This window comes from Dermacoccus sp. Ellin185 (assembly GCF_000152185.1).
Lineage (GTDB): Bacteria > Actinomycetota > Actinomycetes > Actinomycetales > Dermatophilaceae > Dermacoccus > Dermacoccus nishinomiyaensis.
The window spans coordinates 24920-40286 of sequence record NZ_AEIQ01000042.1 but is presented as its reverse complement, the minus strand read 5'-3'; the positions used below and the strand labels follow the sequence as shown (position 1 = coordinate 40286).

General features: G+C 69.8%; 17 protein-coding genes. 10 read left to right on the top strand and 7 right to left on the bottom strand.

Features of this window, described 5'->3' with window-relative positions; translation table 11 throughout:
• Positions 1–4: 4 nt before the first annotated feature.
• From folE to HMPREF0321_RS14635, 4 genes are read left to right on the top strand one after another with little or no spacing between them, the layout of a single operon-like run.
• Complete coding sequence (gene folE / locus HMPREF0321_RS02705) at positions 5–598, top strand: GTP cyclohydrolase I FolE (RefSeq protein WP_006944026.1); 594 nt, start codon at positions 5–7, stop codon at positions 596–598.
• A 20-nt stretch (positions 599–618) separates the two neighbouring features.
• The gene (gene folP / locus HMPREF0321_RS02700) at positions 619–1578 is read left to right on the top strand and encodes a dihydropteroate synthase (protein WP_139023532.1); all 960 of its coding nucleotides are present in this window, start codon (positions 619–621) and stop codon (positions 1576–1578) included.
• On the top strand, positions 1575–2546 hold the full coding sequence (folK, locus tag HMPREF0321_RS02695) for a 2-amino-4-hydroxy-6-hydroxymethyldihydropteridine diphosphokinase (RefSeq protein WP_006944019.1): 972 nt from the start codon (positions 1575–1577) through the stop codon (positions 2544–2546). The genes folP and folK overlap by 4 nt, the downstream gene beginning before the upstream one ends.
• Positions 2543–3076: a DUF3180 domain-containing protein gene (locus HMPREF0321_RS14635; RefSeq protein WP_006944007.1), complete on the top strand. Its 534-nt coding sequence runs from the start codon at positions 2543–2545 to the stop codon at positions 3074–3076. Before folK ends, HMPREF0321_RS14635 begins: the two co-directional genes overlap by 4 nt.
• 182 nt (positions 3077–3258) lie before the next feature.
• On the opposite strand, the gene HMPREF0321_RS16330 is transcribed toward HMPREF0321_RS14635, so the two are convergent.
• The 3 genes from HMPREF0321_RS16330 to HMPREF0321_RS02675 all read right to left on the bottom strand — a co-directional run bounded on the left by HMPREF0321_RS16330 (position 3259) and on the right by HMPREF0321_RS02675 (position 7410).
• A complete protein-coding gene (locus HMPREF0321_RS16330; RefSeq protein WP_006944052.1) occupies positions 3259–4362 on the bottom strand; it encodes a DUF6801 domain-containing protein in 1104 nt (367 codons plus the stop codon).
• A 334-nt stretch (positions 4363–4696) separates the two neighbouring features.
• Complete coding sequence (locus tag HMPREF0321_RS02680; protein WP_006944020.1) at positions 4697–5872, bottom strand: NADH-quinone oxidoreductase subunit D; 1176 nt, start codon at positions 5870–5872, stop codon at positions 4697–4699.
• 452 nt (positions 5873–6324) lie between these two features.
• On the bottom strand, positions 6325–7410 hold the full coding sequence (locus HMPREF0321_RS02675) for a DMT family transporter (RefSeq protein WP_006943939.1): 1086 nt from the start codon (positions 7408–7410) through the stop codon (positions 6325–6327).
• 83 nt (positions 7411–7493) lie between these two features.
• Between HMPREF0321_RS02675 and HMPREF0321_RS02670 the strand changes: the two genes are divergently transcribed.
• Positions 7494–8036 carry a CGNR zinc finger domain-containing protein gene (locus HMPREF0321_RS02670; RefSeq protein WP_006943974.1) on the top strand — a complete coding sequence of 181 codons (543 nt, stop codon included), beginning with the start codon at positions 7494–7496 and terminating at the stop codon, positions 8034–8036.
• Positions 8037–8084: 48 nt separating this feature from the next.
• Here HMPREF0321_RS02670 and HMPREF0321_RS02665 read toward each other — a convergent pair whose 3' ends face one another.
• Together HMPREF0321_RS02665 and HMPREF0321_RS14625 are read right to left on the bottom strand one after the other, a co-directional pair.
• Complete coding sequence (locus HMPREF0321_RS02665) at positions 8085–8375, bottom strand: hypothetical protein (protein ID WP_006944037.1); 291 nt, start codon at positions 8373–8375, stop codon at positions 8085–8087.
• A gap of 292 nt (positions 8376–8667) precedes the next feature.
• Positions 8668–9816: an SAM-dependent methyltransferase gene (locus HMPREF0321_RS14625; protein WP_006944054.1), complete on the bottom strand. Its 1149-nt coding sequence runs from the start codon at positions 9814–9816 to the stop codon at positions 8668–8670.
• 70 nt (positions 9817–9886) lie between these two features.
• Between HMPREF0321_RS14625 and HMPREF0321_RS02650 the strand changes: the two genes are divergently transcribed.
• The 5 genes from HMPREF0321_RS02650 to HMPREF0321_RS02630 all read left to right on the top strand — a co-directional run bounded on the left by HMPREF0321_RS02650 (position 9887) and on the right by HMPREF0321_RS02630 (position 13366).
• Positions 9887–10444, top strand: a complete 558-nt coding sequence (locus HMPREF0321_RS02650; RefSeq protein ID WP_006943968.1) for a hypothetical protein — start codon at positions 9887–9889, stop codon at positions 10442–10444.
• A gap of 191 nt (positions 10445–10635) precedes the next feature.
• Positions 10636–11595, top strand: a complete 960-nt coding sequence (locus HMPREF0321_RS02645; protein ID WP_006943972.1) for a Rossmann-like and DUF2520 domain-containing protein — start codon at positions 10636–10638, stop codon at positions 11593–11595.
• A 90-nt stretch (positions 11596–11685) separates the two neighbouring features.
• Entirely contained in the window at positions 11686–12543 is an 858-nt protein-coding gene (gene panC, locus HMPREF0321_RS02640) for a pantoate--beta-alanine ligase (protein ID WP_006943928.1), read from the top strand.
• A gap of 71 nt (positions 12544–12614) precedes the next feature.
• Positions 12615–12869 (top strand): hypothetical protein, encoded by a 255-nt coding sequence (locus tag HMPREF0321_RS02635; protein ID WP_038569485.1) that lies wholly within the window; start codon positions 12615–12617, stop codon positions 12867–12869.
• A 161-nt stretch (positions 12870–13030) separates the two neighbouring features.
• Entirely contained in the window at positions 13031–13366 is a 336-nt protein-coding gene (locus HMPREF0321_RS02630) for an Lsr2 family protein (RefSeq protein WP_006943971.1), read from the top strand.
• A 121-nt stretch (positions 13367–13487) separates the two neighbouring features.
• Here HMPREF0321_RS02630 and ligD (HMPREF0321_RS02625) read toward each other — a convergent pair whose 3' ends face one another.
• On the bottom strand, positions 13488–14366 hold the full coding sequence (gene ligD, locus HMPREF0321_RS02625) for a non-homologous end-joining DNA ligase (RefSeq protein ID WP_006944050.1): 879 nt from the start codon (positions 14364–14366) through the stop codon (positions 13488–13490).
• Positions 14363–15343, bottom strand: a complete 981-nt coding sequence (gene ligD / locus HMPREF0321_RS02620) for a non-homologous end-joining DNA ligase (RefSeq protein ID WP_006943935.1) — start codon at positions 15341–15343, stop codon at positions 14363–14365. Before ligD (HMPREF0321_RS02620) ends, ligD (HMPREF0321_RS02625) begins: the two co-directional genes overlap by 4 nt.
• Positions 15344–15367: the final 24 nt, after the last annotated feature.

The window sequence follows — 15367 nt, the reverse complement described above, 5'->3', positions numbered from 1 at the left end:
CGCCGTGGCTGAGACGCACGACGTGGTCGGCGCCGAGGTCGACCTTGCGCGCCTCGAAGCGGCCGTCCGCGAGATCCTGCTCGCGGTCGGGGAGAACCCCGACCGCGAGGGGCTCGTCGAGACGCCCGCCCGCGTGGCACGCGCCTACGCGGAGATCTTCGCGGGCCTGCGACAGAACCCCGAGGACGTGCTCGTCAAGACGTTCGACGTCGACCACGAAGAGCTCATCCTCGTGCGCGACATCGAGGTCTACTCGACGTGTGAGCATCACCTGGTGCCGTTCCACGGCGTCGCGCACGTCGGGTATATCCCGTCCACGTCCGGCCGGGTGACGGGGCTGAGCAAGCTCGCGCGGCTCGTCGACGTGTTCGCGAAGCGCCCGCAGGTTCAGGAGCGGCTGACGACACAGATCGCCGACGCGCTCGTCGAACACCTCGACGCGCAGGGCGTCATCGTCGTCATCGAAGCCGAGCACCTGTGCATGTCGATGCGTGGCATCCGCAAGCCGGGCGCGCGCACGATCACCTCGGCCGTCCGCGGCCAACTGCGCAACCCCGCGACCCGCGCCGAGGCGATGAGCCTCGTCATGGGCAAGTGACGCACTCGTCGGAGGAACGCATGAGTGAGACGCGCACGGATCGTTCGTCTCCAGGTGATTCGAACGGCAATGCGCTCGACGGTTCGTCGCCGCGTGCGGATGGACCGGTGCGGCGTCCGCTCGTCATGGCAGTCGTCAACGTCACGCCCGACTCGTTCAGCGACGGCGGACGCTGGTTCGACGCGGCCGCCGCGGTCGAGCACGGCCTGCAGCTGGTGGCGCAGGGCGCCGACATCCTCGACGTCGGCGGCGAGTCGACCCGTCCGGGAGCCCAGCGTCCCAGCGCTGACGAGGAGGCCCGACGCGTCATCCCCGTCGTGCGTGAACTGGCCGCCGCGGGTGCGCGCGTGAGTGTCGACACGATGCGCGCGAGTGTCGCCGAGGCCGCCGTCGCTGCCGGAGCGGACATCATCAACGACGTCAGCGGCGCGCTCGCCGACCCAGCGATGCGCGACGTCGCCTCCGCGAGTGACGCGACGTTCGTCGCGATGCACTGGCGCGGGCACTCCGTCGACATGCAGCAGCACACCGCGTACGACGACATCGTCACGGATGTGTGTCGCGAGCTGGCCGAGTCCGTGGCCGCGCTGCGGGAGGCCGGCGTCCGCGACGGCAGGCTCGTCGTCGACCCCGGCTTCGGGTTCGCGAAGACGGCCGAGCAGAACTGGGAACTGCTCGCGCGCATGGGCGAGTTCGACGTCGACGGGCTGCCGGTGCTGTGGGGCACGTCGCGCAAGAGTTTTCTCGGCGTCGCAGGGCGGACGCCGCAGCTCATCGCGGACGGCGCGTCCGTCCCGCCCGCCGCGCGCGACGCCGCGACGGCGGCGACCAGCGTCCTCGCCGCACAGCACGACGCATGGGGGGTGCGCGTGCATGACGTCCCGTCGACGCTCGCAGCGCTCGACGTCGTCGCCACGGCGCGCAGGGCCGTGGCGCCTCGGTCGTCCGGGGAGCGAGTGAGCGGAGGTATGCCCCGATGAGTGACCGAATCACCCTCACCGGCCTCGCCGTGACGGCGTGCCATGGCGTGCTCGACTTCGAGAAGCGCATCCCCCAGCCGTTCGTGCTCGACATCAGCCTCGAGGCCGACCTGGGCCCCGCGGGCCGCAGCGACGATCTCGAGGCGTCGCTGTCGTACGCCGACGTCGCCGCGCGCGCCGTCGAGGTGTGCTCCGGCGAGCCGGTCGATCTCATCGAGACGCTCGCCGAGCGCGTCGCCGACGCTTGCCTCGCGTGGGAGATCGTCGAGGCGGTCGACGTCACCGTCCACAAGCCGCACGCTCCCGCAGGTGTCGCGTTCACTCCGTCGACCGGGGTGTTGGCAGGCCCGTCGGTGAGCGTTCGCCGCGAGCAGCGCCGCCGCGTCGTCATCGCGATGGGCACGAACCTCGGACGGCGGGTCGCGACGTTGCGCGCGGCGCTCGACTCGCTGCGGGCGCTCGAGGGGTTCGAGGTGACCCAGGTGTCGCCCCTCGTCGAGACCGACCCCGTCGGGGGCGTCGCGCAGCCCGACTACCTCAACGCCGTCGTGGTCGGCGTCACCCGCCTCGCGCCGGGGCATCTCATCCGCGAGCTGCATCGCATCGAAGCCGATCACGGCCGCGTCCGCGGTGAGCGCTGGGGCGCGCGCACCCTCGACCTCGACGTCGTGACGCTCGGCGAGGCCGGTCGCGAGGACGAGATCGTGCTCGCCGACGAGCGCGACGGGGTGCAGGCCGGCGCGGCGGACGCGTCATGGTCGCCCCTCGCCCTGCCGCACCCGCGGGCTCATGAGCGCGCGTTCGTGCTCGTCCCGTGGGCCCAGGCGGCGCCGTGGATGGCGGTGCGCACCCCTGACGGCGTCCTGCCGCTGCTCGACGCCGTGCAGCGCGTCGATGCGTCCGGGGTGCGCCGCGGCCCGTCGTGGGACGACGACGACCACATCGACCTCGAGGAAGGCCTGACATGAAGCCCGTCCGACCGGTCACCGCCGTCGTCGCGGGGCTGCTCGTCGCGCTCATCAGCGGCGGCCTCCTGCAGCTGATGCGCAACAGTGGGCGCGCCGTGCCGCAGCACTCGTGGTGGGAGGTGCTCGTCGTCCTCGCGGCGTGCGGGCTGCTCGTCGCAGGCGGATGGCGCATCCGCGACGAGGTGCGCGCCCGCACGAAGGCGAAGAAGGAAGCGGACGCCGCGCGCCGCGCCGGGTCCGACGAGAGCGAGATCCGCGCGGCCGCCGCAGCCGTCGTCCAGGGGCGCGAGACGGTGGCGCCCGACACGGCCCGACGTATCGTCGTGCTCTCGCAGACGGCCGCCATCGGTGGCGGCATCCTCGCCGGATGGTATGCGGGGCAGGCCGTCACCCAGCTCGCGCGCCTCAGCGTGCCCTCGGTCCGTTCGGCCGTGCTGCTGCTCGGGGTGCTTGTCGTCAGCTCCGTCGTGCTCAGCGTGCTGGGGTTCGTCGTGCAGCGTTGGTGCACGATTCCCGACGACGAACGCTGACGCGCAAGCCCGCTTCCTTGCAGGGTGGATCGGTGGACGGCTGCACGCGTCGACCGTGAACCGCGCAGGTGGTCAAGAGTTCGCGGCCGCTTCACAGCCGGCCGCATGCCGATGGGGCCCGTTCGTGGTGAACGGGCCTCATCGTCATGCGGGGCGCGGGTGCTGAGGCCCGCCGGCCGACGTCAGTTCTCTCGACGTCCGGCGAACGCCGCGCCGCCGATGGCGACGACACCCGCCGCAGCGAGGCCGATGCCGGCGAGGTTCATCGAGTCGTGGCCGACGTAGTCGGTGTCGACCTTCGGGCCCTCACCGCCGCCCGTCGTGTGCGACGGCGACGGCATCGCCGTGGAGCTGGCCGTGCTCGTGGACGGCGCCGTCGGGCTGGTGCTCGCGCTCGTCGTGGGACTCGTCGACGTGGTGGGCGAGGTCGACGTCGTCGGCGACGTGCTCGTCGTCGGGCTCGTGGGTTCCGTCGACGTGGTGGGCGACGTCGTGGGGCTCGTGGGTTCCGTCGACGTGGTGGGCGACGTCGTGGGGCTCGTGGGTTCCGTCGACGTGGTGGGCGACGTCGTCGGGCTGGTGGGCTCCGTGGTCGGGCTCGTCGGCGTGGTCGAGGTCGAAGGGGCCGAAGCCGTCACCGTGATGGAGTCGACGACCTTCGTGCCGCTCTTGTAGGTGCAGGCGCTGTCGAGGGACGCAGTTGTTCCGTCCGCCTTGGTGCCCGTGAACGTGGACATGAACGTGTCAGGCGCCGAGATCGTGTACGTACCGGCGTTCTTCGGCGTCATCGTTGTGTCGGGCGAGCCTGCCAGGGGCAGCACGAGGTGGCCGTCGGGCCCGAAACCGCCGTAGGTGCCGTCGTTGACCCAGCCGTTGTTGAAGATGTGCGTCTTCGCGGTCGTCAGCTGCACGTCCTGCGTGGTCGTGCCGTCGGGGCCCGCGATCGTCACCGTGTTGGGCGTCGACCCGCTGACGTAGTTCCAGCCGAGGAAACCGGCCATCGCGTTGCCGAGGTCGCCCGGCAGCGTGATCTGGCCCGTGACCTTCGAGACGGTGATGGGCGAACCGACGGTGCCGCTCGTCGGAGCGTTGGTGTCGATGGCGACGGTGACGTCCTTGTCGCCGACGGCCGTGTTGCACGTGTAGACGAGTTCCGTGGCCGCGCTGGCGCTCGGCGCCATGGCTGCGACACCGATGAGGGAGGCGCCGCCGACGAGGCTGAGGGCGCCAATCGATGCAAGACCGCGGCGGGTGCGAGAGGCGGGGCGAACTGAGTGCTTGCTCATGGAAAACAACTCCTGAGGGTCGAAACAGGGGGTCGACGGGCGCAGGCCCTACCTGAGCGTAACCCCGTGTGACGTGACACACATCGCTTTTGCGGCGGTTCACCTACGGAAGCGTAGGTTTTCTCGGTGCGCGAGAAGAGGGCCGCGCGATCCGGCGTGGCTCGGACGAACGATGGGGCGGTGTCGCTGCCTGGCGCTCAGGCCGGGCCCGTACCGTGCGCAAGGGCTGCATCTACTTGTCGATATCTGATTGATAAATGAGACCCACCTCGCTGCGCCAAGGCCGGCATGCTCCGCAAGCTCCGACGTCGGCCTCAGCTCCGCTCGGCGGGACTCATTTGTCTATATCCCCGACCACAAAGAACATCGACCCCAAGATCGCCACCATGTCGGCCAAGAGTTGCCCCCTCATCACCTCGCCGAGGCACGCCATGTTGTTGAACGACGCCGAACGCAACTTCAACCGCCACGGCGTCTTCTCACCGCGCGACACGATGTAATACCCGTTGAAACCGAGCGGATTCTCCGTCGCCACATACCCATCGCCCTCAGGCACCTTCAGCACCTTCGGCAACTTCACGTTCACCGGCCCCGGCGGCAAGCTCCGCAGCACTTCGATGCAGGCGTCCGCGAGATCGAGCGACACATGCGTCTGATCGAGCAACACCTCGAGACGAGCCAGCGAATCACCCTGGGAGCGCGTGATGACGCGCCCCGGCCCGCCCGGAGCGAACAGCTCTCCGTAGGCGAGATATGGGTCGTCGCGGCGCAGGTCGACGTCGACGCCCGACGCGCGCGCGATCGGCCCGGTGATGCCGTACTGCTCGACCATCTCGCGAGAAACGACGCCAACGCCCTTCGTCCGCGCATTCAAGATCGGATTACCGACGATGAAGCTCTCGATCTCCGGCATGCGTGAACGCACGAGAGAAACGGCCGCCGCGGCGCGATCGAGCCACCCGGCCGGAATGTCGTCGCGCAGGCCGCCGACGCGGTTGAACATGTAATGCAGGCGGCCGCCCGCGATTTCCTCCATGACGCCCTGCAGCTCTTCGCGCTCACGGAACACGTAGAACATCGGCGTGATGGCGCCCAATTCGAGTGGATACGAACCGAGGAACATGAGGTGATTGAGCACGCGATTCAATTCGGAGAGCAGCGTCCGCGTCCACGTCGCGCGCTCAGGCACCTCCATGCCCAGCATCTTCTCGACGGCGAGGGCCACGCCGATCTCACTGCTGAACGCCGACAGCCAGTCGTGACGGTTCGCGAGCACGAGGATCTGACGGTAGTCGCGCACCTCGAACAACTTCTCCGCGCCGCGGTGCATGTACCCGACGATCGGCTCGCACTTCGTGATGCGCTCACCGTCGAGCGTGATGCGTAGGCGCAGCACGCCATGTGTCGCCGGATGCTGCGGGCCGATGTTGAGCACCATGTCCGACGTCGCGAGCCCACCCGCGCCCATGCCGACGGTGAGTTCACGCGGGGACGACGCAGGAGACGACATGCCCCCAGTTTGCCAAACGCGACGACGCCCGCCGCGGCGCCGCGCCCTGATGGAGTGGGGCACGTGGGCGGCGAGGCGTGACGACGTGGCAGACGACGACGTGGCGAGGTGACCTGGGGGCCGTGGTGGCCGTGGTGGCCGAGTTGCGGCTGAGGACTGACGTCGCGAGTAGCGCCGGGGCCATCATGGCGGGGCCGTGCGCGGCGCGTCGGTATATCGGCGTGGTGGGGAGCCTCGGGCGCGTGCGCCCAGTGCGGTGCGCGAACGTCGGGTGGGGGCTGAAACTCCACCATGCGGGCTTTCGGCTCTCAGCGCGGTCCTTCAGGGCTGTAATCGCGCATGGCGGCGTTTCGGCTCCGAGGTGCGCAACCCCGGTGGGTTGCGCACCTCGTGTCGATTCCGGGCCGAGGGGCCGAGGCGACAGCGTCGTGCGGCCATAGGCCCTCAGCGGCTCAGCGCGTGACGCACTCTTCGTCGCGCGTGGGGCGGACGTCGTCGAGCCAGCGTTCGATCTCGGCGTCGTGCTCGGCCGCGACGACGGGGCCGAAGCTCTCCGCGTGACGCGACTCGTCGAGACGCACGAGCACGACACCGCCGACGATGAACGCGCCGCCGACGACCTGGACGAGCGTCGGGGCCTCGCCGACGAACATCCACGCGAAGGCGACGGCGAACAGCACCTCGAGCAGCGAGATGAACGACGCGACCGTCGTGCCGAGTGCGCGGGCGGCGTAGATGCCCGTCGCGTAGGCGAGGGCCGCAGCGATGAGCGCGAGGCCGAGCACCGGCACCCAGAACGGCATCTGCGAACCGGCGAACGTGACGTCGGCGGTGCTCACCGAGACCGGCTGCACGCCGAGTGCGCACATCGCGAGCAGGATGACGGCGCCGACGCTCATGCCGCCACCGGCGAGTGCGATCGGGGGCAGCTCCGACTCCTCGTCGCCCGCGATGACGAAGTACACCGTCAGGCACAGCGCGGCGCCCAGCGCCCACGCGATGCCGATGGGGTCGACGCTGAAACCGTTGAACACGTCGAGCACGAACAGCAGCCCGACGATGGCCGCAGCCGTCCCGGCGATCGTCAAGCGCCGCGGCGTGCGGCCGTAGCGCGCCCACGCCCAGCCGACGAGCAGCATCGGCGCGAGGTACTCGATGAGCAGTGCGACACCGACGCTGACGTGCGTGACGGCGTTGAAGTAGAACAGCTGGCAGCCGGCGACGCCGAAGATGCCGTAGAGCACGATCGGCTTGATGTTGTCGCGCAGCACGTGCCAGCGCCCACTCAGCGCCATCGCCGTCGGGATGGCGAGCGCGAGCGCTGCGATGCTGATGCGGGCCGCGACGGCCGTGACGGGCGTCCACCCGGAGCCGAGCAGTGCCTTCGCGAACGAACCGGACGTGCCGAACGCCGCACACGAGACAATGGCGATGATGAGGCCCATGCTCGTGTGGGACATCGCGCCGGATCGGCCCGCGCGCCTGCGGGTGGCGACGGGGATGGGCTCGATGTCGTGTGCGATCTGGCTGGGAGCCATGGGGGAACACCTCCAACTCTCGCGTAAGTGGTAAAAACCAGGAACACCGGTTACGTTAGACCTGGAAGAGGTCAGGAGTCAAAATGCCCTTTGGTCATGACACGGAGGACGGTCTGCTGTCCGTCGCCGCGCTCGTCAACACCGCCACGCCCGACGACACCCTCACCGAGATCGCCGACCTCGACGCCTTCGTCGAGTCCTGGGGGTACACCGGCACGCACGAGCGCACGCACGCCGAACTCGACGAGGTGCGCGCCCTGCGCCCCCGATTCCTCGAGGCGTGGTCACTGTCGCGCGACGAACTCGTCGCGTTCGTCAACGAGGTGATGCTGCAGTACCGTGCGCTGCCGCAACTCGTGCGTCACGACGAGTGGGATTACCACCTGCACGCGACGCCGTCCGACGCGCCACTGGCGAGCCGCATGGCGGTCGACGCCGTCATGGCGTTCGTCGACGTCATCCGCGCCGACGAACTCGACCGCCTCAAGATGTGCGCCGGTGACTGCGGGGGAGTGCTCGTCGACCTGTCGAAGAACCGCTCCCGCCGCTACTGCGATCGCGGGTGCGGAAACCGCGCCAACGTCGCCGCCTATCGCGCGCGCAAGGCGGCCGAATCGGTGTCCTGACGCTCGGCTCCGTTCGGCCCTGTCGATGCCGCGTCAGTCGTCAGCACCTTAGCCGAGGTCGGGCAGCCCGTTGCGCGCGAGGCGCTGTCGCGAGATTTCGTAGCCGACGTTCGTGCCGACGAGCATGAGCACGCCCGCGACGAGGTTGTAGTACCAATTCGCCGAACTGAAGTCGAGCATGACGTAGAGCGCGACGGCGACGAGGGAGACGATGCAGATCCACGTCGTGACGGGCGCGCCGGGCAGGCGGAAGTCGACGACGTGAGCGTCGCCGCGCGCGACCGCGCGCCGGTAGCCGAGGAACAGCCCGACCCCGATGGCGCCGCCGACGGCGATCATCTGGATCTGCAGGTGGCCGAGGGACTGCTTGTACCCGGCGTCGCCGCGATCCTCGTACGTCGCCTCCTGGGTGCTGGACGCGTCCTGTTCGCTCGCGGCCGGGCCTCGACTTTTCCCGCCGGGTGCCTCGGTCGCGCGACTCGCGCCGCCGGAAGCGTTGCTGCTGTGGGCCGTTCGACTCCCCCTCGCCGGACGCGGCCAGGTGGCGCGTCTCGAGGCTGATCGTGCCAGGCGGGGGCGACAACCCGGCACGACGGGCGTTTGCGGGTGGTCGAGGGTGGCGGCGGCCGCGTCAGCCGATCGTGCGCGTGAACCACGCGAAGGCTCCGAGGCCACCCGGATGCGTGGCCGTCGCGAGCGCCGAGCGGGCCGCGAGGCGAGCGAGGTAGACGGGTGGGTCGCTCGAGGCGAGGGCGAGCGGAACGGGTTCCAGGGCCAGCTCGCCGAACAGTTCGAGCAGTACGTCGCGCTGGGTGCGCACGTCGTCGACATCGAGGGAATCGAGCGCGACGTGCGCCGTCACGTCGCACGAACCGTCGGGAACGGGCGCGCACTCGCTGCCGTCACGGAAGCCGGTGAGGGTGCCGAACGGCGGCCGCGTACCGCTCGTGGACGCGTAGTCGATTCCGACCACGACGCTGCCAGCCGCGGCATGACGCGTCACCTCCGCGACGAGCGCCGTCCAGGCCGCATCACGCGTCATGCCGATCTCGACGCGCTCGCCGGGTTCGCGACGGCTGGCGTTATCGCGGCCATCGGCCGGAGGTAGGGCGTCGTCAAGCACGGGGTGGGGCGGCGGATCGTCGGGGGCATCGATCGTGGGCTGGGCCGCCGACGAATGTGGACGAAGATCGCCGACGTGGACAGGCATCGCCGTTGGGGCATGACGGGCGGCCCACCGGGCGGCGTCGGGAGGGAGTGGGGCACCTAGCGTCTCGTCCCCGTCGAGCGTGACGAGTACCTCGCGCAGGACACCGTCGTCGTCAGCCTCCGCGATGTCGCACGGCACGACGTCGAGCCACTCGTGCGCGACGACGAACGCCCGACGACCTGCGATGACGTCGAGCGACGGAATCGACGCCCCTCCCGCAGAACGCACCCAGGCGATGCGGCTGCTGAGTTCGGGCGGACGCTCGACGACGTCAACGCCCACGAGGTCGACGTCATCGACGAACCGGCTGATGGTGGCCAGCAGTTCGCCACGGCCGCAGGCGAAGTCGACGACAACGTCCGCGTCGATGCGTTCGGCCATGGCGACGATCGCCTGCGCGAGCACCTCATCGACGCCGGGAATGCCCTGCGCGCTCGTCGCAAAATGGCCCCCGGGGCCCTCGTCACGTCGATAGAAACCGTCACGGCCGTAGAGCGCGGCCTGCCAGGCGTCGCGCCACGGCACCGCGTGGCTCACCGGCATGTCGGAGTTCTCGAACTGCTGCGTCACGTCGCGACTCTACGTCGCGCCCACGCGTCGACCGCCCATGTGCCGACCATGACAGCGGCAGAATGGGGCCATGCCCTTCCTCTCGCTCGACGCCGACCTGCCGCCGGCGCGACGCGTCATCATCGCGGGGCCGTCGGGCAGCGGCAAGACGACGGCGTGTGCGCTCGTCAGCGATCGGATCGGGGTGCCGCATCATGAGATAGACGCGCTGTTCCACGGCCCCGGGTGGCAACCGCGCCCGCAGTTTCATGACGACGTCGCGCGGTTCGTCGCGACCGAGGCGTGGGTCACCGAGTGGCAATACAGCGAGGTGCGTGGCCTGCTCGCCGAGCGCGCCGAACTGCTCATCTGGCTCGATCTGCCGCGCGGCACCGTGACGCGGCAGGTCGTCAGCCGGACGCTGCGGCGACGTCTGTTTCGCCAAGAACTGTGGAACGGGAACACCGAAGGCCCTCTGCGCACCTTCTTCACCGACCCCGAGCACATCGTGCGCTGGTCGTGGCAGGGCCACGCGCGCTACCGGGGGCTCATCGGCGACGTCGCAGCTCGACGACCTCAGCTGCCGATCGTCCGCGTTTGTTCGCGACGTGAGCTGACGCATCTGATCGAGCGACTGCCCCGCGCCTGAGCGCCGGCAGCGCATCGAAACGAGTCGCCCGCACTGACGGCCCGACGTGCGACGCCGCGTCCCGTCGAGCGGCCCGAAACGCACGCATCGAGCGCCGGGCGCCCCCGTCGAGTGACCAACGCGCATCCCTCACCGAGCACACGGCCCCGCAGTGATTCGAGGACCTCGCGGACGGGAGTAGCGTTGGGCGGGTGACTTTCGAGCAGCCGACCCCGCTCCCGGGTGCGCCGAGCCTGCGCGTCGGCGTCATCGGTGCGGGGCGAGTCGGTGCGGTGCTGGGGGCGGCGTTGCGCAAGGCGGGGCATGACGTCGTCGCCGTCAGCGGTGTGTCCGAGGCGAGCCGCGAGAGGGCTGAGGCGCTGCTGCCCGGAGTCCCCGTCCAGCAGCCGGCCGGCGTCGCAGCGGCCGCCGATCTCGTCCTGCTCACCGTGCCCGACGACGAACTCGCCGCTCTGGTCCACGGCCTCGACTTCCCCGGCACACTCGGCCCACGCATCGTCGTCCACACGAGCGGCGCGCAGGGCATCGGCGTGCTCGCGCCCGTCGTCGAGGCCGGCGGGGTGCCGCTCGCGATCCACCCGGCGATGACGTTCAGCGGCACCGCGGTCGACCTGACGCGCCTCGCCGGCTGCCCGTTCGCCGTCACGGCGATGCCCGACCACCGCATGGTCGCCGACGCGCTCGTGCTCGACATGGGCGGCGAGCCGTTCACCGTCGACGAGGCCGATCGCACGCAGTACCACGCGGCGCTCGCGCACGGCTCGAACCACCTCGTCACCCTCGTCGCGCAGGCCGGCGAGCTGCTGCGCCGCATCGACGTCGACGACCCGGGCCGCCTGCTGCGTCCGCTGCTCGAGGCCGCGCTCGACAACGCCCTCGAACGCGGCGACAAGGCGCTGACGGGCCCCGTCGCGCGCGGCGACGCGGGCACGTTGACGCGTCACCTCGACATGCTCGAGGCGCTCGCCCACACTGGTGTGGCACTCGACATTCCCCCGACCTACCGCGCGCTCGCGCTCGCGACCGCGCAACGCAGCTCGGCGCGCGGCGCTCTCACCCCGATGCAGATCGACGCCGTCCTCACCGCGCTCGAGGGGCGCGGCGGGCCACCAGACCAGGGCGGGGTGGGCCCCGAGCCCCCGACGCCCTGATCCGTCCGCTCCGATCGTTCCTCCACAATCTCCGACACCCACCCCGTCAGGTTCGAGCCCCGTCCCTGACCACGCCACCGGGAGCCACGCATGACCGCACCTGTCGTCACCCACGCCCGCACCGAGTTCGCCGACGCCCGCGGCCGCCTCGGCGGCAGCGTCGGCGTCGTCATGACGATGGGGGCCCTGCACGAGGGGCATGCGACGCTGATCCGTCGCGCGCGCGAGGAGAACGACGCCGTCGTCGTCACGATCTTCCTCAACCCGCTGCAGTTCGCGGCGGGGGAGGACCTGTCGCGCTACCCCCGCACGCTGCAGCGCGACCTGGAGATCTGCGAGCGCGAGGGCGCCAACCTCGTGTTTGCTCCGAGCCCTGACGTCGTCTACCCCGACGGTGAGCCGGGCGTGCGCGTCTCGGCGGGCCCGCTGGGCGGCGTCCTCGAAGGTGCGTCGCGCCCCGGCCACTTCGACGGGATGCTGACGGTCGTCAACAAGCTGCTCAACATCGTGCACCCGACGCGCGCCTACTACGGCCAGAAGGACGCGCAGCAGTTGCTGCTCATCAAGCGCATGGTGCGTGACCTCGACATGTCCGTCGAGATCGTCGGCGTACCGACCGTCCGCGAGTCCGACGGGCTCGCCCTCAGCAGCCGCAACGCCTATCTGAGCGACGCCGACCGTGAGGTCGCGCTGTGCCTGTCGAAGGCCCTCCAGGCCGGTGAGGCCGCTCGTAACTCCGGCCCTGCCGCTGTACGGCGCGCTGCGCGGGACGTCCTCGTGCGCGAACCGCTGGCCCTCGTCGACTACCTCGTGCTCGTCGACCCGGTCACGTTGGAGCAGGTGCCCGAGTACTTCCGCGGGGAGGCGCTGCTCGCCGTCGCGGCCAAGGTCGGTACGACCCGGTTGATCGACAACGTCCCCCTCGTCGTCGGCGGTCGCGAGGCCTGAACCGCGGCCTCGTAGACTGAACACCTGGAGCGGCCCGGCGACGCGGCTGCACGTGAAAGGAAGTGGAGCCCGTGGACAGCCTGTGGCCGGCCATCGAGACGCTCATTCCGTCGATCGGAATTCTCGGCCTGTTCTACCTCATCCTGCGTCACATCATGGAGGGCGACCGGCGTGAACGCGTCGCGCAGGCGCAATGGGAGCGCGAACACGACCTGACGAAGGGTGCCGTCGCGCCCGGCGAGGAGGAGGCGCGTCTGCAGAATGCGCACCTGCCGAAGGCTGCACCCGGAACGATGAGTTCTCGCGCGACGACGCCCCCGGAATGATCGCCCCCATTCCAGTCGCGTGAATTGCGTCTGAAAAAATACTCGGGGAAAGAGCGAAATCGGTTGCCGGGTTTCGCTCTTTCGCTTATCGGACGGTAATGTCGGGTTCGTCGCCTCGCCCCCGCGAGGCAGAATCATTCGCACTTCGAAAGGAGCCGATCATGGCTCAGCGCATCCATGTCACGCTGGAAGACGACATCGACGGCTCGGACGCGAGCGAGACCATCCAGTTCGCCCTCGACGGTGTGAACTACGAGATCGACCTGTCCGACGAGAACGCCGCCAAGCTGCGTGATTCTCTCGCCACCTGGGTCGGTCACGCTCGTCGGGTCGGCGGTCGTAAGCAGCAGTCGAAGGCGTCCTCCACGCGCGGCGGTGGTCGTTCCGACCTCAATGCCATTCGTGACTGGGGCCGCGCGAACGGCTGGACGGTCAGTGACCGAGGCCGCGTCTCGGCCGACCTCATGAAGGCCTACGACGCCGCCACGAAGAACTGACGTTCGCCACGGCGCGAAGAACTTCCAGAGAGGCCATGTGCTTTCCGTGTGGAAAGTGCAGGGCCCTTCTGTCGTGTCGGCTCGACGCGCTTGCGTGCTCTTGTCTCGTTGTTTGATTCGTTCAGCGGAGCAGGGCGTCCATCGGGTCGGGCCGGTCGAGTCGTTCGTCGAGCACGTCGTGGAGGTCGAGCTGCCGCAGGGAGCCGGGCTTGGTGCGGGCCGTCTCGATCTCGTCCCACGTTCGCGGCGTGGCGACGAACGGCCGGTTGCGGCCACGCAGCGACCATGGGGTGATGGTCGTCTTGGCCGCGACGTTCTGCGACCAGTCGATGAACACCTTGCCGGGGCGTAGTGATTTCGTCATCTTCGCGGTGATGAGTTCGGGGCGCATCTCGGTGAGCTTCTCCGCGAGGGTGCGGGCGAACTCGCGAATGTCGTCACTCGAATGGGTGCCGTCGAGGCGTGCGTAGATCTGCATTCCTTTGCTGCCCGAGGTGACAGGAACGCTGGGCCAGCCCAGAGAACCGAGCAGTTCGCGCAGCATGACGGCGACCGCGGCGCATTCGTCGAGCCCCGCGGGAGCGCCCGGGTCGAGGTCGAGAACGATGCGGTCAGGATTTTCGCGTTCGCCATCCCGCCAGCGCCACTGGGGAGTGTGGAATTCGAGGGAGGCGAGGTTCGCGAAATAGCTGAGAGCGGCGACGGAATCGACGAACGGGTAGGTGACCTTGTCGATCTCTTCGCGTTCGATCCAGTGCGGTGCGCCCGATGGGGTGTTCTTCTCGAAGAACTCGAGTTTTCCGACACCATGCGGAAAACGCAGCCGGGTGACTGGCCGGTCTTTCGTCTGCGCGAGAATTCGCGGTGCCACGCTCGCGTAATAGTGCAGTACCTCACCCTTCGTCGTCTCCGTCGCGGGGTACAGGATCTTGTCGAGATTCGTCAGGCGCAGCGTCCGCCCGTCGACCTCGACGACGGTGGGGCTCACCTCGGGGCTCATGCGTCGTCCTCACGTGCGGCGATGTCGAGGCGCAGCCCGGTGTATGCGGGCTGACGCAGCCGCCCGCCGGAGCTGCGCCCCAGGTGGGTGACGTCGACGAGGATCTCGGGGCGCACCCAGTGGGTGCCGACGGCGTCCTCCGCGGCGAGAGCATCGCGCGGCACGGCCGGCTCGGGCGCCGGCGTCAGCCACTCGAGCAGCGCGCGCCCGGCCGCGGCCGAGAATCCGGTGCCGACGCGTCCGCGATAGACGAGCTCGCCGTCGGCCCATTCGCCGACGAGGATCGCGCCCAGCGCGCCGACGGTGCCGTCGACCGGTCGCCAACCGAGGACGACGAACGTCTCGCGGGTGCGGTGGACGCTCTTGAGCCAGTCCTCGCTGCGCACGCCCGGGCGATACGGTGAATCGACGCGCTTGCTGACGACGCCCTCGAGGCCCGCGTCACGGGTCGCGGCGAGCAGCGCGTCGCCGTCGTCATGCGCGGGCGACACCTGGATCGCGGAGGCCGTGGCGCTCGATCCGTCGTCGCCCGAGCCACCGATTCCGGCGCCGTCGAGCAGTTCACGACGCGCGCTCCACGGCAGGGTGATGACGTCGTGCCCGGCGGCGCGCAGCACGTCGAACGTCATGAGCTGCACAGGAGTTCGTGCGAGGGCCGCGGCTTCGTCGGGGCTGGCGGCGCGCATGCGTGAGCGTCCGCCGCCGGGGGCGAGTCGGTGCATGACGGCGCGGAAGTCGGGCCGCCCGTTCGTCAGGGCGACGAGCTCGCCGTCGAGGACGAGGTCGTCGAAGTCGCGCAGGCGTGAACCGGTGATCTCGGGGAAGCGCGCGGAGCAGTCGGCGCCGGAGCGCGTCGCGATCGTCACCTCACCGCCGCGGACGGTGACGATGGCGCGGATGCCGTCCCACTTCACCTCGTGGCGCCACGCGGGCCCGCACGGCACGTGAGGTGTCGGTGTCGCGAGCATCGGGCGCATAGGCTCACCCTAGATGTGACACCG